A 24,349-nucleotide genomic window follows, 5' to 3' on the forward strand; every position below is an offset into this window, starting at 1 on the left:
TAATGGTCAATGCCGCTAGGCTTTATTATTCACAAATGTTAACTAACAGCGCAATGAGTCAGAATCCCAATGCAATCTGCTGGTTCGAAATCTATGTGGACGACATGGAAAGGGCCAAAACTTTCTACAGTGCCGTGTTAGGCATCACCTTCCAGGATATGGCGGTTCCCGGCGGGGCGAACGATTTCAAAATGTCCTCCTTTCCCGCCGACCCGGATCCGGAAAAAATGGGCGTGGGCGGCGCACTTATACAGATGGCGGGCGCAAGAACCGGCGGCGGAAACCCCTCCACAAGTACCATCGTCTATTTCCCCTGTATGGACTGTAGCGTGGAGGAAAGCCGGGTGGAAACGGCCGGCGGAAAAGTGCACAAATCCAAATTCTCCATCGGCGAATACGGGTTCTGTGCCATCTGCCTCGATACCGAAGGGAACACGTTTGGGCTGTATTCCATGCAGTAAGATACGGACAAAGGCGGCGGCGATTTCATCCGGGTAGTAGATTCTCAATCGCATGAGCGATGGTTGCGGTCTAATAGCGGAAGCAATATAGCTTCTGGCTACCCTTACTGCAAAGCAGGTAACGCTCGCCATCGTCGTACAACGGACCTATGTAGGCCAGCGGGTCACAATCGTGGGGCAGGTTGGCCTGCGTGTGTTCAACGTGGTCTGTGTTGCCGGGCGTGCCGTTGCGGCTACGGGCCTGCCGCCGCAGCAGTTTTCCCCGCCCATCGTATGATAAAACTTGCCTGCTGGTAGCAACTTCGATGCGGACGGTTCCTTGATTGCTGGTCGCCGTTGCACCTTCCGTAGCCTGTTGCGGAAGCGTGAGCGAGAAACCGGGCAGGGGATCTCCCGCTGTATCGATGCGGTAGAGCCGTTCTGCGGTGGTGAAAACCAAACTGTGGTCGGCCAGTTGCGAAATGCTGTCCACAATCGGCCCCGGCAACTGGGCGTTCCATAGTTTCTGCCCGTCGGGCGAAATGGCATGGAGGATGTGGTAGGCATCCTGTACGAGGATAAAGCGCGTACTATCGCTGTATAGATGTACGGATGGCTTGCCAATGGCGCCCCCGTTCAGGTCGAACGCCCACAGTGCCCCGTTGTTTGCCTGCGGTTCCGCCGGTTCCGGACCAACTTCCTCGGAAACAGTTTCGTGTAGTTGTGCCGGTACCTTTTCGTCTAAATTGGAAAAGTAGAAATACGAAACGGCAATGATCGCAACAAATACAACCGATATGACAATGACTAAGTTCCTCATCCCCCACAAACCTAATACAAAAAGTGCCATTTTCCAATCTTGCATATCAACCCAATTATAATTATGTTTGACAAAATATTGCAATCAGAAGTTGGCTCTGAAAAAATCACTGACATACCGATGAATAAAAGAATTATTCTCACCGCTTCATTCTTTGGCTTGGCGGCGGTGGTACTGGGTGCCTTTGGTGCACACGGTCTGGAAGATAAAATCAGCAACGATGACCTCGACGCTTGGAAGACCGCAGTGGATTATCAGTTTTACCATACATTGGCCTTGCTGTTTCTGGCGACCTTTTCGAGAGCGAAAAACACGTACATCCGGTTTTCCTTTGTTACGTTTACCTTGGGGATTTTGTTGTTTTCGGGCTCGTTGTATGTGCTGAGCACCCGTGTGATCACTGGTTTTGGGGCTGCTGCCATGCTGGGGCCGGTTACACCGGTGGGGGGGCTTTGCTTCATCTTGGGGTGGGTAGGGTTATTTGTGGCCACCATCAAGAACAAAGGGTAACACACCTGCCGTTTTTTTGAGTTTTGTATGCTGGAGTTTACTGACGGGAAGACAGAAGCACGTGTCACGCTGTTCGTCGAGGTGATATTACCTTTGGCTATCGCCAAGGCCTACACGTATCGGGTACCGTACGAATGGAATGCCGATGTCGCCGTAGGCAAACGCGTCATCGTGCAGTTTGGCAAAAGCAAAGTCTATTCCGCCATCGTCAGCCGGGTGGTAGATCGTTCCCCTTCGTTATATGAAGCGAAATACATCCTCGATATACTCGATGACTCACCCATAGTGGCAGGTGCGCAGCTCCGGTTATGGGATTGGATAGCATCCTATTACCTGTGTACGGTTGGAGAAGTGATGCAAGCCGCCTTGCCGGCCGCACTGAAGCTGGCTAGCGAAACCCGTATTATCGCTGCGCCCGATGTCGCCGCGGACCGCTCGGAATTGAACGACAAGGAATACCTTATCCTCGATGCGCTGGATGTCTCGCCTGAACTTAAGGTGAGCGATATCGTGAAGCTGTTGGGGCAGAAAAGTGTTTTTCCCTTATTGAAGCGGTTGCTCGACAAGGGGTTTATTTTGATTTCCGAAGAGGTAATGCCGAAATATACACCTAAAATGAAGGTGTTTGTAAGGTTGCATAGCGATTATACCGACAGCATAGGCCGTAAGACGCTGCTCGACTCGCTGGCTAAGGCACCCAAACAGCAGGACGCCGTGATGGCCTATCTCCAGCTAAGCCGCCAACAGACAGACGTGCCCAAGGCCGACATCATGGAGGCTAGCGGTTGCAGTTCGGCCATTATTGCCGCATTAGTCGAGAAGGGGGTCTTCCTCACCGAAGAGCGGGCAGTAAGCCGGCTGGCCGGCGAGGATGTGGAGGTGACGGGCGACTTTGCTTTCAATGAGGCCCAGTTGGCGGCATTCGACGGCATCAACCGGCAGTTTGCCGAAAAGGACGTGGTGTTGCTGCATGGCGTTACCGCCTCGGGAAAGACGCAGGTGTACATCCGACAGATGGAGGCGGCCGTGGCCCGGGGCCAACACGTCTTATACCTATTGCCCGAGATCGCGCTGACTACGCAGATTACCGAACGGCTGCGCAAGCACTTCGGCAACAAGCTGGGGGTATACCACTCGCGTTTCAACGACAATGAGCGGGCCGAAGTATGGCATAAAGTGCTCAACAACGAGTACCAGGTTATTGTAGGGGCACGTTCTGCCGTTTTCCTGCCCTTCCAGGCATTGGGGTTGATCGTGGTCGACGAAGAACATGAAACATCTTACAAGCAGTTCGATCCCGCACCGCGCTACCACGCGCGCGATACGGCGATTTACCTGGGCCACCTACATGGGGCCAAGGTATTGCTGGGTTCGGCGACACCAGCTGTGGAAAGCTTTTACAATGCCCGTGCGGGTAAGTACGGGCTGGTAACGCTTGCCCAACGCTACGGCGATGCCAAGCTGCCCGAAATCATAACCGTAGATATCAGCGAGGAGAGCCGTAAAGGCACTATGTTCTCCTATTTCAGCGCCACCCTGCTGCAGGAGATGGAAAAGGCATTGGCGGAAAAGCAGCAGGTAATCCTGTTCCAGAACAGGCGCGGGCATACACCGTTGTTGCAATGCAAAACCTGCGGCTATATTGCCAAATGCATCCATTGCGACGTGAGCCTTACCTACCATCGGAGCAGTAGCCAGCTGCATTGCCATTACTGTGGGTTTACGGAAGCACCCTTGCAGGTTTGTCCGGCCTGTGGCTCTACCCATATCGAAAGCAAGGGCTTCGGCACCGAACGGATAGAAGAAGAATTGGAAACGCTGTTGCCCCACGCGCGCGTTGGCCGCCTCGACCTCGACTCTACCAAGGGTAAATATGGTTTTGAGCGGGTGCTCACCGCGTTTGACGAGCAGCGGTACGATGTGTTGGTGGGTACGCAAATGGTAGCCAAAGGGCTCGACTTTGGCAAGGTCAGCGTAATCGGTATCATCAATGCCGATGGCCTTATCAATTATCCCGATTTCCGCGCCTATGAGCGTGCATTTTCGTTGCTGGCCCAAGTAAGCGGGCGCGCCGGGCGGCGAAACAGCAGTGGCAAGGTGGTTGTTCAATCCTATGCGCCCAGCCACCGCGTTATCCAGCAGGTGATTGGCAACGACTACGAAGGCATGTTCATGGCCGAGGTGGCGGAGCGGAAGAACTTCGGCTACCCGCCATTTTTCCGGCTGTTTAAAATCGATGTGAAACACAAGGAACAGCAGGCGGCCCACGAGGGCGCACTCCGCCTGGCAACGCAATTGCGGGAGGTGCTGGGACATCGGGTGTTCGGCCCGGAGGTGCCGCTTGTTGGGCGCGTGCGCAACTATTATATTTTCGGCATCCTACTCAAAATCGAGCGCGCAGGTACCAGCATCGCAAAAGTGAAGGAGCAAATCACCGCAGCATTGCTGCGGTTCGAAACCGACAAAGCCAATAGAGGCGTGCGGGTACAGGTGGATGTAGACCCTTATTGATTGATCAGCCCGAAGCTATATTGCAACGTAATGGCGGCAACAGGGGCGAAGAAATATTCCCATCGGTACCGCCGCACTTGGTCGGGCGCGCCGGTAAAGGTGTCGTCGCTGTAGTTATTTACCTTCTGGTAGGTATATGCAATATTGAAATTGGCCTCAATGCCTACTGCGACTCTTGGCACCACGTACACTTTTGCACCTACGAAAGGCGAGAATAGCAGCGCGTTTTTTGTGTCTTCGGCAAATACGGTAGCGTTGCCAAACCCACGTGTGTTGAGTTGCTGGAACATGAAACCCAAATCGCCCCCGAAATAAGGTTGGACACGGGAGTAGTTTACACTTTTTTCAACGCCCACTTTTAGCGCCGTATTGCGGAGTTTGCCGCTTACCTGTGGCAGGCAACCTTCGCACTCATTGTCAAACGCAATATCGTTTCGGAAATGGGCGGCTTGGAGCCGGTAACTGATTTGGTTGTCGTTTATTTTGAATAAAAGGCCGTTCAGATAGGATGTATGGTATTGCTGCTGTCCCGATGACTGGTTGAGCAATTGCGGAAACTGTTCGTATGCGTACGCGCGTACGGCGATGGTGTACCAGAAATCGGTGTTGAAATTGTACGTATTGCTTTTCGGGATAATCGGATCGGGATAGTGAACGGTATCGATGTTCGTCACCTGGGCTGACAATTGCACCGTTCCGAAAAACAGCAGAACAACCAAAAGTAAATACCTCATTCGTCGTTTCGTTTATACTGGGCGAAAATAATAAATAAAATCGGGTATCGATTCACCGCTGCGGTAATCTCGGCTAATCTGTGTATTTTTGGGACCATCATGGCATATAAGTTTATTGACAATTACCGTGAGCGCGGTGCACGCAAGCAGTTGGTGGAGCAGCTCAAGCGGCGAGGAATTGAAGACAAGCGGGTGCTGGCGGCTATTGGCAAAGTGCCCCGGCATTATTTTTTCGACGAAACCTTTTGGAACCAAGCCTACCGCGATATTGCTTTCCCGATTGGCGATGGTCAGACCATCTCACAGCCTTATACCGTGGCCTACCAAACCGAACTGCTGCATATCGAACGTGGTGACCGTGTATTGGAGATCGGTACGGGCTCCGGGTACCAGACCTGTATCCTGTTGGAGCTTGGGGCTGAGGTCTATACGATCGAGCGGCAGCAAAACCTCTATAACCGTACCATACAAGTATTGCCCTATATGGGTTACAAACCGCACTTCTTTTTGGGCGATGGGTCGAAGGGTGTTCCCAAGCACGCCCCCTATGATAAGATATTGGTCACGGCGGGGGCACCGTTTGTACCCGATGTGATGCTGAAACAGCTTCGCATTGGGGGGGTGCTGGTTATTCCGGTGGGCAGTGAGAAAGAGCAAAAAATGATGACCATCCTTCGGGTGGGTGAACAGGAGTACGAGCGGATAGAGCTGGATACGTTCCGGTTTGTACCGCTGGTAGGAGATAGTGCGTGGTGAAGTCGATTAAATTACGTGGAATGGAAGACATAGTGGGTGCCTACCGCAAAAATGTGGAAATGTGCGATGCGCGCATCGCACGTTTGCGTAGGTTGATAAATAGCAATTCGTTGCTGCGACTGGGGACCATTGTAGGTGGTGGCGCAGCGCTATTCGCTGCGGTACAGACCGAAAACGTATGGCTGGTTGTTGGCCTTTTCCTCCTTATCGTGTTGTGTTTCGTGGCGCTGGTGTGGCGGCAAAGTAAGTTGGAAGTGCAGAAGGCCTCGTGGGAGGATTTCCTTGCGGTAAACCAAAACGAGCTTGCAATGGCCGATGGCAAACCCAATAGGTACCCCGATGGCTCGGTCTATATGGACCGCAAGCACCCATATAGCGGCGACCTGGATATCTTCGGCCCGTCGTCTGTATTTGCCTTGATAAATAGGTGTGCCACGCCTCCGGGCAATCACCTGCTGGCCAAGTGGCTGTCTGCGCCAGCAGATGCGGATACCGTTGTAGGGCGGCAGGCGGTGGTCGATGAGCTGGCGGCGGATACGGCATGGTGCCAGCATTTCCAAACGGACCTGTTTTTCAACCTTGCCCAGCACAGTGATTTTAAGCAACAGTTTGCCGGCTTTCTGCAAGGGGGGCATACGTTGGAAAGTAAGTTCCTAAGACGCTACGTCGAAATCGTTCCTTGGCTGATGATATCCGTTGTCGGGCTAGCTATTTTCTGGCCACCGGCTACGGCATTGGCTATCTTCTTGGCGTTGGCCCACTTGCTGGCAGCGATGGCTTATGGCGGTAAAGTAGGTCGCATCGCCGGTCAGGTAGACCGGGCCGGACGGATTTTAGGCGCTTTCGCGAAATCATTTGAGCGGATTGAAACCCGCCGTTGGGAAAGCGGCCGGGCGCAGGCATTGATCGCGTCCCTGCAAGAACGGGACGGCGAAAAACCGGTTTCGGCGATTTTCGGAGAATTGGCCACGCTGATTGACCGGCTGGATTACCGGTTGAATATGCTGGTGGGGGGTGTGCTCAACATGGTGGCCCTGTGGGACTTCAGGCAGGTTTTTGCGGTGCTCGATTGGCGTGGGCGCTATGGCAGCCAGGTGTTGGCAGCGTTGGATGTGGTAGCCGCGTTCGAAGCGCTGGTGAGCCTGGCAACCCTCCGCCGTAACCATCCGCACTGGGCATTCCCGGAGGTGGTAGCATCAACGCAACCTTTTGTAACCGCTACCGACTTGTCGCACCCCCTCATTGCGCCGAAAACGGCCGTGCCCAATGACTACACGATGGATGGCCATCGGGTGGCACTCATCACGGGGTCTAACATGGCCGGGAAAAGCACGTTCCTTCGTGTCATCGGCACCAATGCGGTATTGGCTTTTTGCGGTGCGCCGATATGCGGCACCGGCATGCGGCTGTCGGTTTTCCATGTGGTGAGCTATATGCGCATTGCAGACTCGCTCAACGAAAGCACCTCTACTTTTAAGGCAGAGCTCAACCGGATCGAAGATGTGCTGAAGGCCGTGCGCACGCAGCCGGATACCTTTTTTCTCATCGATGAGATGCTGCGCGGTACCAACTCCAAAGACAAATACCTGGGGTCGAAGGCGATCATTAAGCGGCTGATAGCCGATGGTGGGGTAGGGATGGTGGCCACGCACGACCTCCAGCTAGCGAAGCTGGCGGAGGAGTACCCGGGCAGGCTGGCCAACTTCCATTTCGATATCCAGGTACAGGAGGGGGAGATGCTTTTTGACTACAAGCTCAAACCGGGCGAATGCACGATTTTCAATGCGTCGTTGCTGTTGAAGAATATCGGCATCGATGTGGTAGAATAGCGGCATCAGCGTTTCATCACCCGTGCCAGCTCCCGCTTCGAGTCGCGCTCCTTGATAGCATCCCGCTTGTCGAAATCCTTCTTGCCCTGCGCCAGTGCAATTTCCACTTTGGCAAAACCCCGTTTGCTGATAAACATGCGCAGCGGAACGATGGTGAAGCCACGCTCGTCGGCCTTCGTTTTTAGTTTTTTGAGTTCTTTTTTGGTGAGCAGCAGCTGTCGGTCGCGCTTGGCCTCATGGTTGTAAAATGAACCGTGTGAGTACTCGGCGATGTGCATATTGCGTATATACAGGTCGTTTTCAAAAAACGAGCAGAAGGCATCGTTGATATTGGCTTTGCCCTCCCGTATGGATTTGATTTCCGTACCAAGGAGTCGGATGCCAGCAATGTAGGTGTCGAGTACGTGGTACTCGAAGTATGCCTTTTTATTTTTGATATGGATATCTGAAGAGAGGGCCATGTTAGTCGTTCGTCTTAAGTCGTTCGTATCGTGCTGGCGGCCAAGACCGTTACACCGGTTTGCAATAAATGTTCTGTGCCACCTTATCCGAGATGTTGATTTTCGTGCCTTCGATTTCCAAGGCGATCGAGTGGTCAAAATCGTACCGGTGCAGCATGGCCACTTCGCTATGGATGCCCATCCCGATTTGGCTTACGTATTGGAGAAACGACGGACTGTTGTCTTTGACGGCGATGATGGTATATCGGTTGCCTACGGCCGTTTCGGCGAGCGTGAGCCGCGCTTCATGGATGTAATCGCCATCGGCATTGGGGATGGCGTCGCCATGCGGGTCGAATTGGGGGAACCCTAGGAACCGGTCGAGCCGCTCCACCAATTTTTCGGATTTGATGTGTTCCAATTGCTCGGCGATATCGTGCACCTCGTCCCAACTGAACCCCAGCTTGTCAAACAAGAACGTTTCCCATAGCCGGTGCCGCCGGATGATGGCCACGGCCAGGTTCCGGCCGGTGTCGGTGAGGGTTATTTTGCCATACTTCTCGTAATTGACCAACTGTTTTTCCCGTAGCTTCTTCAACATATCGGTAGCCGTAGCCGGGCGCACGTTCAGTTTGCCGGCCAGTTGGTTGGTTCCCGCTTCGCCCGCACCATCGTGCTCGGCGGTGATGCGGAGCAGCGCCTTCAAGTAATTTTCCTCGGTATCCGATAGCATAGCGGCAAAGGTAGGGAAATTGTTAAGAAAAAATATTTTTGGCTTTCCCCAAAAAAATGCAATATCTTACAGAAAAATTAGCACATCATGGATACCCATCGCTTTACCATCGGCATTGAGGAAGAATACATGGTGATGGACCCTATAAGCCGTGAGCTCAAATCGCACGACCAAAAAATCGTTGAGCTCTCTCAGAAAATCCTTAAAGACCGGGTGAAAGCCGAAATGCACCAAGCGGTTGTTGAGGTAGGTACGTCTATTTGCAACCATATCGATGAGGCACGTGAGGAGGTACGGCTGCTGCGTACCACGGTGGCCGATATTGCCGGCGAGCTTGACCTGATTGTAGGTGCTTCGGGTACCCATCCGTTTTCGGAATGGGAGCGGCAATTGATTACCGACAATCCACACTATTTCGAGATCATCAACGAGATGCAGGACGCTGCGCGGTCCAACCTCATCTTCGGGTTGCATGTGCATGTGGGCATGGAGAGCCGGCAGATGGCGGTACATATCGCCAACTCCGCGCGGTATTTCCTGCCCCATATTTTTGCGCTCTCCACCAATTCTCCCTTTTGGGAGGGGCGCAATACCGGTTTCAAGTCATTCCGCACAAAGGTGTTCGACAAATTCCCGCGCACGGGTATCCCCGATTACTTCGAATCCATCGAGGAGTACGATAGCTACATCAACCTGCTCATCAAAACCAACTGCATAGACAACGCGAAGAAAGTATGGTGGGACCTGCGCGTGCATCCGTTTTACAACACCATCGAATTCCGTATCTGCGATGTGTCGCTTACCATACAGGAAACCACCGCCCTGGCCGCCCTTTTCCAAGCGGTCTGCGTGAAGTTGCACAAGTTGCGTTCGCAAAACATGAGCTACATGATCTACAAGCGATCGTTGGTCAATGAAAACAAATGGCGGGCATCGCGCTACGGGCTTGACGGGCAATTGATCGATTTCGGTAAGGAGATGGAGGTCAACACGCGGATATTGATTTACGAACTGCTCGATTTCGTTGACGACGTGGTCGATGCCCTCGGAAGCCGTGAAGCCATCGCTTTCGTGCCCCGTATATTGGAAAACGGTACCGGGGCCGACCGCCAGTTGGCCGTGTATGAAGATACCAGGAACTTGGTGGCAGTGGTTGATTTCGTTTGCGACCAGTTCCTTGCCTAGGTTTTTATTCCTTTTATTACCTTTGCCGCATGAACCGACCCGGATGCGATATGCGGATAGCGCTGCTGGACTTCAACAACGGATACCCCAACCAGGGGATGGCCAATATACATGCTATTGTGCAGCGCTATGCTATGGAAAAAGGGCTGCGGCTCGATGTCGACGTTTTCGATGTGCGCCAGCGGCATGAAGTGCCCGATTTATCGTACGATGCGTACATTTCTAGCGGCGGGCCCGGTTCGCCTCTGGATGATACCGCAGGTGAAGCCCGGTATTTCAAGCTGATTGGCGACCTGATGGCCCATAATAGCAACGTCATATCCACTGCCGAACGGAAATTCGCTTTTTTTATCTGCCACGCCTTCCAATTGGCATGCAAGCATTTCGGGGTGGGCACCTTATGTAGGCGCAAGTCTACCGCTTTTGGCGTATTTCCTGTTCACAAAACACTCATAGGTAAGTCTGAGGATATATTTACGGGGCTGCCGGATCCGTTCTACGCTATTGACAGCCGCGAATGGCAAGTGGTAATGGCCGATACGGGCCGCCTGCATAGGGACGGCATGGCCGTGTTGGCCATTGAAAAGGAACGACCGCATGTGCCGCTCGAACGCGCGGTGATGGCTGTCCGGTTTTCACCAGAAATGATCGGTACGCAATTCCATCCCGAGGCCGATGCGGAGCGGATGTGCGCGCACCTGTTGGAGGCACGGCAGCGGCGGGCGGTGATGGAGCAGCACGGCGAGGCTAAGTATAACGATATGTTGCAATGTTTGGCAGATCCCAAGAAGATTGCGCTTACCCAGCGCGCGGTGCTGCCGGCATTTTTGGATGCCGCCCTGCATGCACGCATCGAGCTCCGCGATGCGGTGGTCTAAGTAATCGATATCCACCATGGTCCCATCCATCCGCAGGGCGTTTAATACCCGCTTTTCAGCAGCGAACTATCAGCGACTGTTGGCTTTATTGGATAGCCCGCATCCGGGAGCACGTGGTTTCCGTGTGGCAGAAACCCCCGTGTTCGTGCCCCGCGCGCTTACCGAAAGGCTGGTAGCGGCATGCGAAGGGATCGTGGATGAACTGATTGCTCCCGGTTTCTCCCGGCTTACCGATCGTGCCATCCCGCCCCATTTGCGCGTGCCGGGCCAGGAAAATCACAGCGAGGTGTTTTGTTTGGATTTTGCCGTCTGTCTTGATGACGCCGGGCACCCGCTGCCGCAACTCATCGAATTGCAGGGATTTCCTACCGTGCTCTTTTTCCAGGCAGCGCTAGCGCGTGCATACCGGCAATGCTACGACATCCCGGTTGGCTTTGACAACTATTTCAATGGCTACGATGATGAAAGCTACAAACGTTTGCTGGGGCGGATGCTCTTGGGTGGCCATGCACCCGAACATGTCATTCTATTGGAGGTAAATCCCCACGCCCAAAAAACCAAGCTCGATTTTTATCTTACGGAAGGTGCGACCGGCATACGGCCCGTCTGTATTTCGGAGCTCTTTCGGGAGGGAAAGGCCTACTATTATTTCCGCGACGGACAGCAGACACCCGTAAAGCGCATCTACAATCGGTTGATTGCGGAAGACTTGCAGTCGCAGAAGGGACAGTTGCCCCGGTTTGCCGACATCACCGGGCCGGCGGAGGTGGAATGGATTCCACACCCCAATTGGTTTTATCGCATCAGTAAATATACGCTGCCGGGCCTATCATCGCCCTACGTGCCTGAAACCCGCTTTCTCCATGAGGTGCCTGTGATTCCCCGCGATCTTGGAAATTATGTATTGAAACCACTATATTCGTTTGCCGGGCAGGGTGTAATCGTAGATGTGCGGGAGGCCGATATCGCCGCTATCGACGACCCTACTCAGTGGGTTTTGCAGCGTAAGGTTAGCTATGCACCGGTGGTTGATACACCGACCGGCAAGGCCATCTGTGAATTGCGGATGATTTACTGTTGGGAGCCGGGGGCCGCGCGCCCGGTATTGGTCAATAACCTGGCCCGTCTGAGCAAAAGCAACCTGATCGGTGTCCGCTATAACACGGATGTGGATTGGGTGGGAGCGGGGATCGGTTTTTTTGAGCAGGGCTAAGATAGGGATAGCGATCAAAAAGAAGCGCCGGGAGTTTCCTCTTCCGGCGCCGGCTTGTATTTCGGAATATCTCGTCCCTTCTTAGGCATTCACGCCAAGTTCTTCGGCCATGGCCTTGCCGATTTCGGCTGGCGATTCAACCACGCGGATACCACATTCGCGCATGATTGCCATTTTGGCGGCAGCGGTATCATCCGCACCCCCCACGATGGCACCGGCATGGCCCATACGGCGTCCCGGAGGCGCTGTTTGGCCCGCGATGAACCCAACTACCGGTTTGGTACCGTTTTCTTTGATCCAACGTGCAGCTTCGGCTTCCATGCCACCGCCGATTTCGCCGATCACAATGATGCCTGCCGTTTCCGGATCGTTCATCAGCAATTCCACCGCTTCTTTGGTGGTGGTGCCGATGATGGGGTCGCCACCGATACCGATGGCCGTTGTAATGCCCAACCCGGCTTTGACAGTTTGGTCTACCGCCTCGTAGGTAAGCGTACCCGACTTGGATACCACACCTACTGAACCTTTCTTGAAGATGAAGCCGGGCATGATGCCAATCTTCGCTTCATCAGCGGTGATGATACCGGGGCAGTTCGGGCCAATAAGTCTTGAGTTTTTATCGCTCAGGTACGATTTTACCTGGATCATATCTTTGGTGGGGATACCCTCCGTAATACAGACGATGACGCCGATACCTGCAGCCGCAGCTTCCATAATGGCATCGGCAGCAAATGCCGGCGGCACGAAAATAATCGATACATTGGCACCGGTTTTTTCGACGGCGTCTGCAACCGTGTTAAACACCGGGCGTTCGAGGTGCGTTTGGCCGCCCTTACCCGGCGTAACACCACCGACCACATTCGTGCCGTATTCAATCATCTGAGAAGCGTGGTACGTGCCTTCGTTGCCCGTGAAACCCTGTACGATTACTTTCGAATCCTTATTTACTAATACACTCATTGTTCTGTTTTTTGCACCGCAAACTTAGCTAAAATTGCGTGGATATGCAAGCTGGGAAAACTGTCGTTTTAGGTGTTGAGCTGGAGCTTGGCATAAAACTCCCACAGCACAATACCAACGGATACCGCGATGTTGAGGGAATGCTTGGTGCCCGATTGGGGAATTTCGACGCAGCTATCCACCATGGCCATCACCTCATCTGACACGCCATGTACCTCGTTGCCGAATACCAATGCATATTTTTCGGTAGAGGAGGGTGCGAATTGGTGGAGCGCGCAGCTGCCCCCGGCTTGTTCAACGGCCACGATACGGTATCCTTCATCCTGGAGTTGCTGGATGGCCCGTGCGGTGTCAGTGATGTGTTGCCATGCCACGGACTGGGTAGCACCGAGCGCGGTTTTTTCGATTTCGCGGTGGGGCGGGGTGCCGGTGATGCCGCATAATACGATCTGCTCCAGAGCAAATGCATCCGCCGTGCGGAACGCCGAACCGACGTTATGCATGCTGCGCACATTATCGAGTACCAACGTAACCGGAAGCTTCGTCTGGTTTTTGAACGTTTCGATAGAGGGGCGTTTCAACTCATCCATGGATAGTTTTACGTGCATGCGATTTGTCTTTTGTTGGGTCATACAGCATTCATGCATGAATTTTTTGCATGGGGCAAAGATAAGGAAAGTCTGCTTTCCAAACTTTCTCTAAGTTTGTTTTGAATATTAAAAAGAAGATAGTAAATTTGCGGACTGAAAATTGATAGGAAAATTTAGCTCATATAAATGGCAAATCATAAATCATCACTTAAAAGAATCCGTTCCAACGCTGCGAAGCGTCTGAGAAACCGTTACCAAGCAAAGACGACCCGTAATGCAATCAAGAAATTGCGGAACACCACGGATGCGACCGAAGCAAAGGCATTGTTGCCGCGCGTAGTTTCCATGCTGGATCGCTTGGCCAAGAAAAACGTTATCCACAAGAACAAAGCTTCCAATAACAAATCGAAGCTGACCAAACTTGTGAACAGCCTGTCATAATAAATACTACAGATACAATAAGGGAAAGCCGCCTCGTTTGAAACGAGACGGCTTTTTTCGTGTGCTTTAATCCGCCTTTCATTCCTTCTTCCGTGCAGCTTCCAGCACTTGCTGTAATTTTGCCTGGTCGTGCAGGTAAGGCTCCAAGTCCAGTAATTCCACTTTACGGAAGTCAATCGGGTGGCTCTCGCTCTGCAAGGAGATGTATCCGCTTTTCAGCACTTTCCCGTCCTGTTTTACTGCGGGGTCATAATTGGATACGCTACCGCCGCCTATCTGTGGTTTGTAATACGTCAGCACCGTATCGCCTTCGATGATGTGGTGCACCACGGAGTCGGCCAACACCAGGAACTCGGCGGTTACCCACTGGTCGCCATGGTAGGTCTTAGACGTGGAGTTGATACAGTGCGGGGTAAACAGCTCACCATCCTTTTCCATCACCACGTTGGTGCCCGGTGTGCACAGGTTGCTCGTGGTCCGTTCGTTGGTGCCGTCGCCACCGAGGAGCTGCCCTTCGATCGAGATGGGGAAATCTTGGTCTTTCAGCATGGTCTGGGGGTCTTGCCCGTGGAGCATGGCCCCGCTGTTGCGCCAGGCCCAACCTTCACCACCCGGCGCCTGTTCACCCGTAAAACGGTACTCCACGCGGAGCAGGTAGGCAGAATAGGGGGTATTGTAGTGGATGTGGCCGTATTGGAAATCGAAATCGGTATAGCCATCGTAGCGCACTTTCATCAGGCCGTCTTCCACCCGGAACGTATTGGCATAGTTCTCGCCAACTTCATGCTTGGCTATTTTCACGGTCCAGTCGTTGAGGTCCTTCCCGTTGAAAAGCTGTACCCATTCTGGTTCTTCTTCTTTACAGGCACTTGCCGCCGTTGCCAAGGCGATAGCGATTATCAGTGTTTTTTTCATAATCTTCGATAAAAATGTAAAATAAACAATTTGTTAGACGCGATGAAGATACTAATAAATCAGAAAAACCATCATCAAATCCCATCGCTCACTTTTTTGAAGGGTTGTCATTTATAAGATAGACAACTTTTACCGACGTAGTAGCAAAGGATTCTATAGAACTTGTTTGCTAAAAATATTAGTGTTAACTTTGGTGTCCCCATTGGGTAGGACATGGCAGCGGCAAGCGAAAACACACGTCAATTAATCGATCGGCTCAAGCAGGATATCCTGCGCTTGCAGGGGTGTATCCCATCCGATGCTGCGCCTACGCAGATCGGTCTTGGTCCGATCGAGAACGCTTTCCCCCACGCCGCTTTCCCGTCCTTCGGCGTCCACGAGTTCATTTCCAGCAGCCGGGAAGAAAGTGCGGCCACCAGTGGTTTCATGGGTGGGTTGCTGGCGGTGCTCATGGGCGGTGGCGGGGTTTGTCTCTGGATCAGCACCTCAAGGATGCTGTTCCCGCCTTCCTTGGGTGCCTTCGGCGTAGCGGCAGACCGTGTCGTTTTCGTGGAGGTGGCCCGTGAGCGGGATGTGCTGTGGGCCACCGAGGAAGCCCTCAAATGCAATGGCCTGGCCGCCGTGGTGGCCGAATTGCAGGAGATGGACTTTGCACAGTCGCGCCGATTGCAGCTGGCCGTAGAGAAAAGCCGGGTAACCGGGTTGATGCTGCGGAGCTGCCCCCGTATCGTCGGCGCTACGGCCTGCGCGGCCCGCTGGCGCATCGCGCCGCTGCCCAGCCTGCCGCCCGCTGGCCTACCAGGCATTGGTTTCCCGCGGTGGGAGGTGGAGTTGCTGAAAGTGCGCAACGGTAACCCCGGTTGCTGGCAGTTGGAGTGGGCCGAAGGAGGTTTCGTGCCCCTTACGAAACCTACGCACATAACCCCCGCATCCAACCGGATGAAGAAAATCAGCTGATATGGGAAAGCGCTTCGCATCGATCTGGTTCCGCTACCTCACCACAGACAGGTATGCCATCCGTAAGCCCGGCCTGCGCGCAGTACCCTTCGCGCTGGCGGCACCGGTACACGGCCGTATGGTCATCACCGAGGCAAATGCGGTAGCCGAAGCGCAGGGGGTCACCCCCGGCATGGTGGTAGCCGATGCCATGGCGTTTCTACCTGTACTGGAGGTGGCCGATGCACGGCCGGGGCTGGCAGCCGGGCTGCTAAAGGTACTTGGCCTGTGGTGCATCCGCTATACACCCGTCGTGGCCGTGGTGCCGCCGGACGGCCTCACCCTCGATATCAGCGGCTGTGCCCACCTATGGGGCGGTGAACGCAGGTACCTGAAAGACATCGTATCCCGGTTGCGGTCGCGGGGTTTCCACGTGCGGGTGGCCGTTGCCGGCACCATCGGCGCCGCCTGGGCAGTGGCCCGTTTTGGTAGGGAGATACCCCTTGTTAAAAGCGGTGGGGAGGCCGATGTGCTTCGATCCCTGCCTCCTGCCGCGCTCCGGCTGGAGCCGGAAGTGACGGCGAAACTGCATAAGCTGGGGTTGCGTACGATCGGCAGTTTCATGCACATGCCACCGTCCGTGCTGCGCAGGCGCTTCGGCGACGGCCTCCCCCTGCGCCTGCGGCAGGCATTGGGCGAGGAAGATGAGCCTATGGTGCCCCTCCGGCCCATACCGCCCTACGTGGAGCGGCTACCCTGCCTTGAACCCATCCGCACGGCAGCAGGGATCGAAATCGCGATACAGCGGTTGCTGGAACCGCTCTGCAAGCGGATGTCGGGCGAGGGCAGGGGCCTGCGGGCGGCGAGTCTTGCCAGCCACCGCCTGGACGGAAAGGTGGTGCAGGTGGGGATTACCACCAGCCGCGCCACGGCCAGCCTGCCGCACCTGGTAAAGCTGTTCGGGCTCAAAGTGCCCCAGATCGAACCCGCGCTGGGTATTGAGCTGTTTGTGCTGGAAGCATCCAGCGTGGAAGATGCCGACCCGGTGCAGGAAGCGCTGTGGAGCAGCACCACGGGACTGGAAGACACGGCACTGCCCGAGCTCATCGATCGGCTGAAAGGCCGGGCGGGGATACGGGCCGTCTACCGCTACCTGCCCGACGAGCATCACTGGCCCGAACGGACCTTCCGCGAGGCTTCCTCCATCACGGAGCTGCCGTCCACTGGCTGGAAAAGTGACAGGCCGCGGCCTACGCGGCTATTGCCCCAACCTGAATCCATCGAAGTAACGGCCCCGATACCGGATTATCCGCCCATGCTGTTCCGTTACAGGGGCGTGGCGCATCCCATCAAGCGGGCCGACGGGCCGGAGCGCATCGAGCGCGAATGGTGGCTGGACCCCGGCGAACACCGGGATTATTACTGTGTTGAAGATGATAAAGGCAGGCGCTACTGGATTTTCCGCGCCGGGCACTACGGCGATGACAGTTCCCGGCAATGGTTTCTGCATGGATTTTTCGCTTAGAAAGGGAAACGTATGGCCTATGTGGAATTGCAGGTAACAACGAATTTCAGCTTCCTCCGCGGGGCTTCGCACCCCGATGAACTGGTAGGGCGGGCTGCGGCATTGGGTTACCGCGCCGTGGCCGTTACCGATCGCAACAGCTTCGCGGGCATCGTGCGGGCACATGTGGCAGCCAAGAAGCACGGTATACACCTCATCCCGGGCTGCCGGCTCGACCTCATGGATGGCCCCAGCCTGCTGGCTTATCCGACCAACCGCGAAGCCTACGGGCGGCTCTCCCGGCTGCTTACCAAAGGCAACCGCCGGGCTGAGAAAGGGCAATGCCGCTTGTTCAAAGCCGATATTTTCGAATATAGCGAAGGCATGTACTTCATCGCTGTGCCGCCCGATAACCTCACGCCTGCATTTGAACTGGAACCGGATTATGTGCGGCATATTACGACATACCGCGAGGCACTGGGCGGCGCTTTCTGCCTCGGTGCCGTGCGCACCTATACGGGCGACGATGCCAAGAAGCTGTTCCGTATCCACCAATTGTGCACAGCGCTGGATATGCCCATGGTGGCCCTCAACGATGTGCATTACCACGTGCCGGAACGGCGGGAATTGCAGGATGTGCTGACCTGCATCCGGGAGAAATGCACCATCCAGACCGCAGGCTATCGCCTGCATCCCAATGCAGAGCGCTGCCTAAAGCCCCCCGACGAGATGGAGCGCCTGTTCCGGCAGTACCCCGAAGCCATCCGGAATGCGGCAGCCATTGCCGATGCCTGCCGTTTTTCGCTGAATGAGCTGGAATACGTATACCCCGAAGAACTGGTGCCAGAGGGGCGTACGCCACAGGAGGAGCTCACCCGGCTGACGTGGAAAGGTGCTGAAGCGCGTTATCCGGCAGGTATCCCGGATAACGTGCGGGAATCCATTGCCATGGAACTGGCCTTCATCGCCCGGAAAAACTATGCTTCCTACTTCCTCACGGTACACGACTATGTGCGGTTCGCGCGCTCGCGCGATATCCTCTGCCAGGGGCGGGGGTCTGCCGCCAACTCCACGGTATGCTATTGCCTGGAAATCACATCGGTCAATCCGGTCGAAACCCGGTTGCTGTTTGCCCGGTTTATGTCGGATGCCCGCGACGAACCGCCCGATATCGACGTGGATTTCGAGCACGAGCGGCGGGAGGAGGTCATCCAATACATCTACGAAAAGTATACCCGCGACCGGGCGGCCATCGTGGCTACGGTAACGCATGTGCATGCCCGGGGTGCCGCGCGTGATGTGGGCAAAGCGATGGGGCTGTCGTTGGATGCCGTGGGGCGGCTCGCCGGCACGGTCAGCAGCCATTGGGATAATTATATCGATGAGCAGTTGCTGGCGGAGCAGGGGTTCAATCCCCACGACCCGCACCTGCGGAAGGTGCTGCAACTCATTGATCAATACAGCGGTTTCCCGCGCCAACTGGGGCAGCATACTGGCGGGTTTGTCATCACGCAGGGCCGGCTGGACGAGCTGTGCCCCATCATCAATGCCCGGATGGAAGACCGCACAAACCTCGAATGGAACAAGGATGACCTCGAAGCCCTCGGGTTCCTGAAGGTCGATGTGCTGGGCCTCGGCATGCTCACCTGCATCCGCAAGGCATTCGACCTGGCCAAACAACATTACGGCCGTGACCTCACGCTGGCCAATGTCCCCCAGGAGGAATCGGAAGTGTACGACATGATCTGCCGTGCCGATACGCTGGGCGTGTTCCAGATCGAAAGCCGCGCCCAGATGTCCATGCTACCACGGCTGAAACCCCGCAAGTTTTACGACCTGGTCATCGAGGTGGCCATCGTGCGGCCGGGCCCGATACAGGGCGACATGGTGCATCCCTACCTGCGGCGGCGCAACAAAGAGGAACCGGTAGACTATCCTTCGGAAGAAATCAAGGGTATCCTGAAAAAAACGGAAGGCGTTCCTTTATTCCAGGAGCAGGCGATGGAAATCGCCATCGTCGCCGCGGAATTTACGGCTGCCGAAGCCGATGAACTCCGGCGTAGCATGGCCACCTTCAAGGCCAAGGGGCAGGTTTCTGCCTTCCATGAAAAGATGGTTACCGGTATGGTTAGGAAGGGATATACGGAGGAGTTCGCCAACCGCGTATTCAAGCAGTTGGAAGGTTTCGGTAGCTATGGCTTCCCCGAAAGCCACGCCGCTTCCTTTGCCCTGTTGGTCTACATATCCTCGTGGCTCAAATGCTTTTATCCGGATATCTTCGCGGCATCCCTGCTCAATAGCCAGCCCATGGGCTTTTACCAACCTGCACAGATCATCATCGACGCCCGCAAGCACGGCATCGAGGTGCGCCCCGTAGATGTAAACCACTCCTGGTGGAACCACACGCTGGAAGGCCAATCCGGTGTGGAACACCATGCCCTGCGCCTCGGTTTCCGGCAGGTGAAAGGACTATCGGAGGAAGACAGCGAGCGATTGGTCAATGGCCGTGGGAATGGGTATACCACACTCCCGGCATTGGTCGATGCCGGCGTTTCGCTGGTCGCCATGGAGCGGCTGGCCGACGCGGATGCGTTCCGTTCGATGGGGTTTGACCGCAGGCCGGCCCTGTGGATGGTTTCGGCGTTGAAGGATAGGCCCGTGGTCCTGTTTGCGGGGCAGCCCTCGGAATGCACCAAAGAGGGGCAGATTGCGTTGCCGCTGATGACGCCGGGTGAGCACGTGGTGCAGGATTACGCCAGCACGGGGCTGTCTGTCAAGGCACATCCCGTAAGTTTCCTGCGCGAAAAGCTCGATTTGCTACGCGTGACGCCCACAGGCAACTTGCCCACCATGAAAGATGGGATGTTTGTGAAGGTATGCGGGATGATCACCGTGCGGCAGCGGCCCGGTACGGCCAAGGGGGTGCTGTTCGTTACCGTTGAGGATGAAACCGGCTTTGCCAACCTCGTGGTGTGGGGCCTCATGTTCGAGAAGTACCGCCGCGAAATCCTGCAGGCCCGCCTGCTGCTGGTCACCGGCAAGCTGCAGATCGAGGGGGAGGTCATCCATGTGATCGTGAATCACTGCACCAACCTCAATGGCTGGCTGCGCGGCCTGGCCACACCCGAAGGGATGGATGCTGCCGGGGTATTCCACAAGGGGAGGAACTTCCAATAAACATTCTCGTCTTTCCCTTGTTATACCAGTAAAAATTATGATGGATATGCCCAAACCCATGACGCCGCTATCGAAGGTCATTGTGCGGCTGGAAGAAAAAGGTTACGGCCGCGAACTCCTGATAACGGAGGGGGGAGCCCGCTTTGGAGAGGAGGGGCGGCTGTATGCCCCTACGCAACTTACCATTGTGAAGGTGTACCGGTTTGAAGGCGAATCGGACCCGGCCGATATGTCGGTGGCCTATGCCATCCGCTCAGACGATGGCCAACGCGGCTTTTTGGTGAGTGCTTACGGCACCTACTCCAATCAGGATAATCCTTATTATGACGACTTTATTCGTAGTGTACCCGTAAACGAACAGGAAGATTTGTAGTGTAGAGAAAATAAAAATAAAAAAATTACAAAAAAATTAGGAGTTTGTTAAAAATCTCCTAAATTTGTGGTCATTCATGTGTGCAGCCATTTGCGTAGTGCCCTGCATCCCTTGCGGGGCCACGCATTTGGTATTTTGCCTCCCCCTTTTAACTTTTCGTTTTTCCGTTTTCTTGTTTTTCAGACAATCCCTTTCTTGTTCGCATCAAATTTGAGCATGATGAAAAGCAGCACGGTGAAACTCCATAGGGAAGAACCACCGTAGCTGATGAAAGGCAACGGGATGCCGATGATGGGTACAATGCCGATGGTCATGCCGATGTTGATGGCAAAATGGAAAAAAAGGATGCTTGCCACACCGTAAGCATAGATGCGGGCAAAGGCGGTGCGTTGGCGCTCGGCAATATTCACGATGCGCAACAGGAGGGTGAGGTAGATGCCGATCACGACCATCGATCCGACGAACCCCCATTCCTCACCGACGGTGCAGAAGATGAAATCCGTACTTTGTTCGGGTACGAAATTGTATTTGGTCTGTGTGCCCTGCAGATACCCCTTCCCCCAGAATTGGCCGGAGCCAATGGCAATCATCGATTGGTTGAGGTTATACCCCTCTCCGCGGGGATCGTCTATTTTACCCAAAAGTACATCAATACGGTTGCGCTGGTGCGATTGCAGCACATTGTCATAGACAAACTCTACACAAAGCACGTATACGAATGCGATGGCAAAAAGGACGATTAAGCTGGTGATGATTTTCCGTTTTTTCCTGAAATAGTAAATGCCCAGCCCAATGACCACGGCCACCCCACCGATAACCGCCCATTGATTGAATGCCAGGGTGAGCACGAACAGCAGGATGGCAAGCGCACCGAATAGCATCCAAGGCCCTGAAATATACCCCTCCCTATAAAACACGAATACCAATGCAAAAAAGGCCAATGCCGACCCGGTATCCGGTTGCAGTAGCACCAGCAACACCGGTAACGCCACGAGGGTTGCCCCGGTAAACAGCGTTTTCAGGTTGGGTGTTTTCGTGCTGTGGGCGCTCAGGAAGCGGGCCAACAGCAGACACGTGGCCAGCTTGGCAAATTCGGAAGGCTGTAGGCGGAAGCTACCGATGGGAATCCACGCCTGGTTTCCACCCACATTGCGCCCCACGATCAGCACGGTGATCAGCAACAGGATGGTGATGGCATATAAGACAGGCGAGAAAGAACTGTAAAACTTGGCGTCTACGATGAGGATGGCAACAGCCAGCAGCATGGCCGAGAAAATATAGATGGACTGCTTGCCGTAGTTGGTTTCCATGCTGAACAGCCCCGGATGTTCGGGATCGAACACAGCCGCATGGATATTGAACCAGCCGATGGCGCAGAGCAGGAGCCATAGCACCACGGTGAACCAGTCAACTTCGCCGCCAAAAAACCTATTCCGATGTGGATTACTCATGCCGGCTCGCTATTAGGCTATGGTGAACGAATAGGGTCTCCCCATCGGGTTCTTTCCGGGGCTCGATGGGCCGCTGCCGCTTCGGTGCTACATTGACGGATTCAGCCGGCTTTTTGGGCTCTTGCTTGGGCAAGAGGTCTGCGTTATAAATCCGGTCTTGGATGTGCTTGGGTATGGTGACCGTATCTTTCAAGTATTGCTCCACCAGCATGCTGGCGATGGGTCCGGCCCAAACGCCGCCGTATCCTGCATTTTCGACCACCACCGCAATGGCGATTTTGGGGTTCTCACGTGGTGCAAAGGCGAAGAATACCGCGTGGTCGGCCCCATGCGGGTTTTGGGCGGTACCCGTTTTGCCACACATCTCGATGTCGGCGATCCGTACGGAATAACCTGTGCCGCCCTGCACATTGACCGCCCGGCTCAGCCCTTCTACCACAGGTTCATAGTACTTCGCATCCACGCCGGCCGATATCTGTTCGGTAAATTCGGGTTTGACGATTTTCTTTTCACCGATGGCTTTGACGAGGTGCGGCCGGTAGTAAAAGCCCCGGTTGGCTACGATGGCCATGATGTTGGCCATCTGCAGGGGGGTAATGCCCATTTCGCCCTGACCGATGGATAGGGAAATATTGTAGCCCGATCCCCAGCGTGCGTTTCCATAGCGCTTGGTGTAGTAGTCGGCCGTGGGCAGCAGGCCATCCTGTTCGCCGGGCAAGTCAATCCCCAGCGGCTGCCCGATGCCGAACTTCATGGTGGCCTCGCGCCACAGGGTATACGCCTCGGTAGAAGGCAAGTTGCGGTGGTCGATCATGCGGGCGTAGGTGTACCCGAAGTAGGTGTTGCACGAACGCTGGATGGCGGTAACCAAGGGGATGGAGCCATCCACGTGTGTACAACGCATAATAGCCCGGCCACCGCCGTAACGGTACCCGCCCGGGCAGTTGAAGATGGTGCTCGCTTCGATCAGGCCCGCTTGTTGGGCGGTGAGTGCCGCAACCACCTTGAATACCGATCCCGGCGGGTATTGGGCCTGGATGGGGCGGATGAACATCGGCTTGTAGGGGTCGTGCAGTAATTGCATGTAGTTGTTGCCCCGCTCGCGGCCTACCATCATGTTGGGGTCGTAGCCCGGGCTGCTCACAAATGTCAGGATTTCGCCGGTAGCGGGCTCAATGGCCACCACACTGCCTATTTTGTTGCGCATGAGTTTCTCGGCGAGGATCTGCAAGTCCCTGTCGAGCGAAGATACCAAGCCATCGCCCGCTACGGCCAGTGTGTCGTATTTGCCGTCGGCAAACGACCCTTGGGGGCGGTTGAAAGCATCGACCATGACGTTCTTTATGCCGCGTTGCCCCCGAAGGAGTTCTTCGTACGCCCGTTCCACACCGCTGGCCCCGATGTAGTCACCCGGTCGGTAAAATCCGTTGGAACGTTCGATATCGCGGTCGTTCACTTCCTGGATATAGCCCAGGAACTGGGCCGCAATGCTATCGGGATAGCTGCGCACCGTCCGGTTCTGTACATAGAATCCGCGGAATTTGTACAGGTGTTCCTGCAGTTTGGCATAAGCGGTTGCCGGTATCTGTTTTTCAAATTGGGATGCTTTGTAAGGGGAGTAGTCACGGGCGGTTTTCATCCGCTTGTCAAACCCCTCCCGGTCGATGCCAACGAGCTCGCATAGCAGCGCGGTATCGAGATCCTTCACCTCGCGGGGCGTTACCAAGAGGTCATACACCGGCTCGTTCTGCACGAGTACCTGCCCGTTGCGGTCGAGGATGACGCCGCGTGCGGGGTAAATGACCATTTTTCGGAGCACATTGTTGTTTGCCGACAACAGGTAGCTTTTGTCGATCAACTGCAAGTAAAACAGCCGGGACGCGATGACGATGGCGATGGCGATGAATATACCCTGTATAATGTATTTTCGCTCAAAAAATGCGTTCATTTATG

At 54.8% G+C, this 24,349-nt stretch carries 22 protein-coding genes; 13 read left to right on the forward strand and 9 right to left on the reverse strand.

Annotated elements, in window-relative coordinates; all coding sequences use genetic code 11:
• The first annotated feature begins 53 nt into the window (after positions 1 to 53).
• Complete coding sequence (locus ACEVG1_RS06285; protein ID WP_374742730.1) at positions 54 to 461, forward strand: VOC family protein; 408 nt, start codon at positions 54 to 56, stop codon at positions 459 to 461.
• Positions 462 to 531: 70 nt separating this feature from the next.
• Here ACEVG1_RS06285 and ACEVG1_RS06290 read toward each other — a convergent pair whose 3' ends face one another.
• Positions 532 to 1,305: a hypothetical protein gene (locus ACEVG1_RS06290; protein WP_374742731.1), complete on the reverse strand. Its 774-nt coding sequence runs from the start codon at positions 1,303 to 1,305 to the stop codon at positions 532 to 534.
• A gap of 75 nt (positions 1,306 to 1,380) precedes the next feature.
• On the opposite strand from ACEVG1_RS06290, the gene ACEVG1_RS06295 reads away from it, so the two are divergent.
• Positions 1,381 to 1,770: a DUF423 domain-containing protein gene (locus tag ACEVG1_RS06295; RefSeq protein ID WP_374742732.1), complete on the forward strand. Its 390-nt coding sequence runs from the start codon at positions 1,381 to 1,383 to the stop codon at positions 1,768 to 1,770.
• Between the two features lie 27 nt (positions 1,771 to 1,797).
• Positions 1,798 to 4,281: a primosomal protein N' gene (gene priA / locus ACEVG1_RS06300; protein WP_374742734.1), complete on the forward strand. Its 2,484-nt coding sequence runs from the start codon at positions 1,798 to 1,800 to the stop codon at positions 4,279 to 4,281.
• Here the strand turns inward: priA and ACEVG1_RS06305 are convergent.
• Positions 4,275 to 5,015, reverse strand: a complete 741-nt coding sequence (locus ACEVG1_RS06305) for a hypothetical protein (protein ID WP_374742735.1) — start codon at positions 5,013 to 5,015, stop codon at positions 4,275 to 4,277. The two genes, priA and ACEVG1_RS06305, sit on opposite strands and share 7 nt — an antisense overlap.
• A gap of 99 nt (positions 5,016 to 5,114) precedes the next feature.
• On the opposite strand from ACEVG1_RS06305, the gene ACEVG1_RS06310 reads away from it, so the two are divergent.
• Both ACEVG1_RS06310 and ACEVG1_RS06315 read left to right on the forward strand, forming a co-directional pair.
• The gene (locus tag ACEVG1_RS06310) at positions 5,115 to 5,771 is read left to right on the forward strand and encodes a protein-L-isoaspartate(D-aspartate) O-methyltransferase (RefSeq protein WP_374742736.1); all 657 of its coding nucleotides are present in this window, start codon (positions 5,115 to 5,117) and stop codon (positions 5,769 to 5,771) included.
• A 20-nt stretch (positions 5,772 to 5,791) separates the two neighbouring features.
• Positions 5,792 to 7,600: a DNA mismatch repair protein MutS gene (locus ACEVG1_RS06315; RefSeq protein WP_374742737.1), complete on the forward strand. Its 1,809-nt coding sequence runs from the start codon at positions 5,792 to 5,794 to the stop codon at positions 7,598 to 7,600.
• 5 nt (positions 7,601 to 7,605) lie between these two features.
• On the opposite strand, the gene smpB is transcribed toward ACEVG1_RS06315, so the two are convergent.
• Together smpB and ACEVG1_RS06325 are read right to left on the reverse strand one after the other, a co-directional pair.
• The gene (gene smpB / locus ACEVG1_RS06320) at positions 7,606 to 8,061 is read right to left on the reverse strand and encodes an SsrA-binding protein SmpB (RefSeq protein WP_374742738.1); all 456 of its coding nucleotides are present in this window, start codon (positions 8,059 to 8,061) and stop codon (positions 7,606 to 7,608) included.
• A gap of 49 nt (positions 8,062 to 8,110) precedes the next feature.
• A complete protein-coding gene (locus ACEVG1_RS06325) occupies positions 8,111 to 8,773 on the reverse strand; it encodes a metal-dependent transcriptional regulator (RefSeq protein WP_374742739.1) in 663 nt (220 codons plus the stop codon).
• An 87-nt stretch (positions 8,774 to 8,860) separates the two neighbouring features.
• On the opposite strand from ACEVG1_RS06325, the gene ACEVG1_RS06330 reads away from it, so the two are divergent.
• The 3 genes from ACEVG1_RS06330 to ACEVG1_RS06340 are packed head-to-tail and all read left to right on the forward strand — an operon-like array spanning position 8,861 to position 12,049.
• Complete coding sequence (locus ACEVG1_RS06330) at positions 8,861 to 9,958, forward strand: carboxylate-amine ligase (protein WP_374742740.1); 1,098 nt, start codon at positions 8,861 to 8,863, stop codon at positions 9,956 to 9,958.
• A 29-nt stretch (positions 9,959 to 9,987) separates the two neighbouring features.
• The gene (locus ACEVG1_RS06335; protein ID WP_374742741.1) at positions 9,988 to 10,836 is read left to right on the forward strand and encodes a type 1 glutamine amidotransferase; all 849 of its coding nucleotides are present in this window, start codon (positions 9,988 to 9,990) and stop codon (positions 10,834 to 10,836) included.
• Between the two features lie 16 nt (positions 10,837 to 10,852).
• Entirely contained in the window at positions 10,853 to 12,049 is a 1,197-nt protein-coding gene (locus tag ACEVG1_RS06340) for a hypothetical protein (RefSeq protein ID WP_374742742.1), read from the forward strand.
• Between the two features lie 81 nt (positions 12,050 to 12,130).
• Here the strand turns inward: ACEVG1_RS06340 and sucD are convergent, their stop codons facing one another.
• A complete protein-coding gene (gene sucD, locus ACEVG1_RS06345; RefSeq protein ID WP_374742743.1) occupies positions 12,131 to 13,009 on the reverse strand; it encodes a succinate--CoA ligase subunit alpha in 879 nt (292 codons plus the stop codon).
• Positions 13,010 to 13,077: 68 nt separating this feature from the next.
• Positions 13,078 to 13,617 (reverse strand): RNA methyltransferase, encoded by a 540-nt coding sequence (locus ACEVG1_RS06350; protein WP_374742744.1) that lies wholly within the window; start codon positions 13,615 to 13,617, stop codon positions 13,078 to 13,080.
• Positions 13,618 to 13,785: 168 nt separating this feature from the next.
• Between ACEVG1_RS06350 and rpsT the strand changes: the two genes are divergently transcribed.
• Complete coding sequence (gene rpsT, locus ACEVG1_RS06355; protein ID WP_374742745.1) at positions 13,786 to 14,040, forward strand: 30S ribosomal protein S20; 255 nt, start codon at positions 13,786 to 13,788, stop codon at positions 14,038 to 14,040.
• A 78-nt stretch (positions 14,041 to 14,118) separates the two neighbouring features.
• Here the strand turns inward: rpsT and ACEVG1_RS06360 are convergent, their stop codons facing one another.
• Positions 14,119 to 14,955, reverse strand: coding sequence for a DUF1080 domain-containing protein (locus ACEVG1_RS06360; protein WP_374742746.1), 837 nt, complete (start codon positions 14,953 to 14,955; stop codon positions 14,119 to 14,121).
• Between the two features lie 213 nt (positions 14,956 to 15,168).
• Between ACEVG1_RS06360 and ACEVG1_RS06365 the strand changes: the two genes are divergently transcribed.
• Genes ACEVG1_RS06365 through ACEVG1_RS06380 form a run of 4 tightly spaced genes read left to right on the forward strand, consistent with a single transcriptional unit; the run spans position 15,169 to position 20,945 of the window.
• Entirely contained in the window at positions 15,169 to 15,912 is a 744-nt protein-coding gene (locus ACEVG1_RS06365; protein ID WP_374742747.1) for an ImuA family protein, read from the forward strand.
• 1 nt (position 15,913) lies between these two features.
• Positions 15,914 to 17,416 carry a DNA polymerase Y family protein gene (locus tag ACEVG1_RS06370; RefSeq protein ID WP_374742748.1) on the forward strand — a complete coding sequence of 501 codons (1,503 nt, stop codon included), beginning with the start codon at positions 15,914 to 15,916 and terminating at the stop codon, positions 17,414 to 17,416.
• Positions 17,417 to 17,428: 12 nt separating this feature from the next.
• Positions 17,429 to 20,572 (forward strand): error-prone DNA polymerase, encoded by a 3,144-nt coding sequence (locus ACEVG1_RS06375; RefSeq protein ID WP_374742749.1) that lies wholly within the window; start codon positions 17,429 to 17,431, stop codon positions 20,570 to 20,572.
• A 46-nt stretch (positions 20,573 to 20,618) separates the two neighbouring features.
• Positions 20,619 to 20,945 (forward strand): hypothetical protein, encoded by a 327-nt coding sequence (locus ACEVG1_RS06380; RefSeq protein ID WP_374742750.1) that lies wholly within the window; start codon positions 20,619 to 20,621, stop codon positions 20,943 to 20,945.
• A gap of 179 nt (positions 20,946 to 21,124) precedes the next feature.
• Here the strand turns inward: ACEVG1_RS06380 and rodA are convergent, their stop codons facing one another.
• Positions 21,125 to 22,396, reverse strand: a complete 1,272-nt coding sequence (rodA, locus tag ACEVG1_RS06385; protein ID WP_374742751.1) for a rod shape-determining protein RodA — start codon at positions 22,394 to 22,396, stop codon at positions 21,125 to 21,127.
• Entirely contained in the window at positions 22,389 to 24,344 is a 1,956-nt protein-coding gene (mrdA, locus tag ACEVG1_RS06390) for a penicillin-binding protein 2 (RefSeq protein ID WP_374742752.1), read from the reverse strand. The genes rodA and mrdA overlap by 8 nt, the downstream gene beginning before the upstream one ends.
• Positions 24,345 to 24,349: the final 5 nt, after the last annotated feature.

It is taken from the genome of Parapedobacter sp. 2B3 (genome assembly GCF_041925275.1).
Taxonomy (GTDB): Bacteria; Bacteroidota; Bacteroidia; order Sphingobacteriales; family Sphingobacteriaceae; genus Parapedobacter; species Parapedobacter pyrenivorans_A.

Bases quoted from the DNA above. Each gene is read 5' to 3' on its own strand.
- ACEVG1_RS06285 (WP_374742730.1), top strand. From the start codon at position 54: ATGAGTCAGAATCCCAATGCAATCTGCTGGTTCGAAATCTATGTGGAC.
- ACEVG1_RS06290 (WP_374742731.1), bottom strand. From the start codon at position 1,305: ATGCAAGATTGGAAAATGGCACTTTTTGTATTAGGTTTGTGGGGGATG.
- ACEVG1_RS06295 (WP_374742732.1), top strand. From the start codon at position 1,381: ATGAATAAAAGAATTATTCTCACCGCTTCATTCTTTGGCTTGGCGGCG.
- priA (WP_374742734.1), top strand. From the start codon at position 1,798: ATGCTGGAGTTTACTGACGGGAAGACAGAAGCACGTGTCACGCTGTTC.
- ACEVG1_RS06305 (WP_374742735.1), bottom strand. From the start codon at position 5,015: ATGAGGTATTTACTTTTGGTTGTTCTGCTGTTTTTCGGAACGGTGCAA.
- ACEVG1_RS06310 (WP_374742736.1), top strand. From the start codon at position 5,115: ATGGCATATAAGTTTATTGACAATTACCGTGAGCGCGGTGCACGCAAG.
- ACEVG1_RS06315 (WP_374742737.1), top strand. From the start codon at position 5,792: ATGGAAGACATAGTGGGTGCCTACCGCAAAAATGTGGAAATGTGCGAT.
- smpB (WP_374742738.1), bottom strand. From the start codon at position 8,061: ATGGCCCTCTCTTCAGATATCCATATCAAAAATAAAAAGGCATACTTC.
- ACEVG1_RS06325 (WP_374742739.1), bottom strand. From the start codon at position 8,773: ATGCTATCGGATACCGAGGAAAATTACTTGAAGGCGCTGCTCCGCATC.
- ACEVG1_RS06330 (WP_374742740.1), top strand. From the start codon at position 8,861: ATGGATACCCATCGCTTTACCATCGGCATTGAGGAAGAATACATGGTG.
- ACEVG1_RS06335 (WP_374742741.1), top strand. From the start codon at position 9,988: ATGAACCGACCCGGATGCGATATGCGGATAGCGCTGCTGGACTTCAAC.
- ACEVG1_RS06340 (WP_374742742.1), top strand. From the start codon at position 10,853: ATGGTCCCATCCATCCGCAGGGCGTTTAATACCCGCTTTTCAGCAGCG.
- sucD (WP_374742743.1), bottom strand. From the start codon at position 13,009: ATGAGTGTATTAGTAAATAAGGATTCGAAAGTAATCGTACAGGGTTTC.
- ACEVG1_RS06350 (WP_374742744.1), bottom strand. From the start codon at position 13,617: ATGCACGTAAAACTATCCATGGATGAGTTGAAACGCCCCTCTATCGAA.
- rpsT (WP_374742745.1), top strand. From the start codon at position 13,786: ATGGCAAATCATAAATCATCACTTAAAAGAATCCGTTCCAACGCTGCG.
- ACEVG1_RS06360 (WP_374742746.1), bottom strand. From the start codon at position 14,955: ATGAAAAAAACACTGATAATCGCTATCGCCTTGGCAACGGCGGCAAGT.
- ACEVG1_RS06365 (WP_374742747.1), top strand. From the start codon at position 15,169: ATGGCAGCGGCAAGCGAAAACACACGTCAATTAATCGATCGGCTCAAG.
- ACEVG1_RS06370 (WP_374742748.1), top strand. From the start codon at position 15,914: ATGGGAAAGCGCTTCGCATCGATCTGGTTCCGCTACCTCACCACAGAC.
- ACEVG1_RS06375 (WP_374742749.1), top strand. From the start codon at position 17,429: ATGGCCTATGTGGAATTGCAGGTAACAACGAATTTCAGCTTCCTCCGC.
- ACEVG1_RS06380 (WP_374742750.1), top strand. From the start codon at position 20,619: ATGCCCAAACCCATGACGCCGCTATCGAAGGTCATTGTGCGGCTGGAA.
- rodA (WP_374742751.1), bottom strand. From the start codon at position 22,396: ATGAGTAATCCACATCGGAATAGGTTTTTTGGCGGCGAAGTTGACTGG.
- mrdA (WP_374742752.1), bottom strand. From the start codon at position 24,344: ATGAACGCATTTTTTGAGCGAAAATACATTATACAGGGTATATTCATC.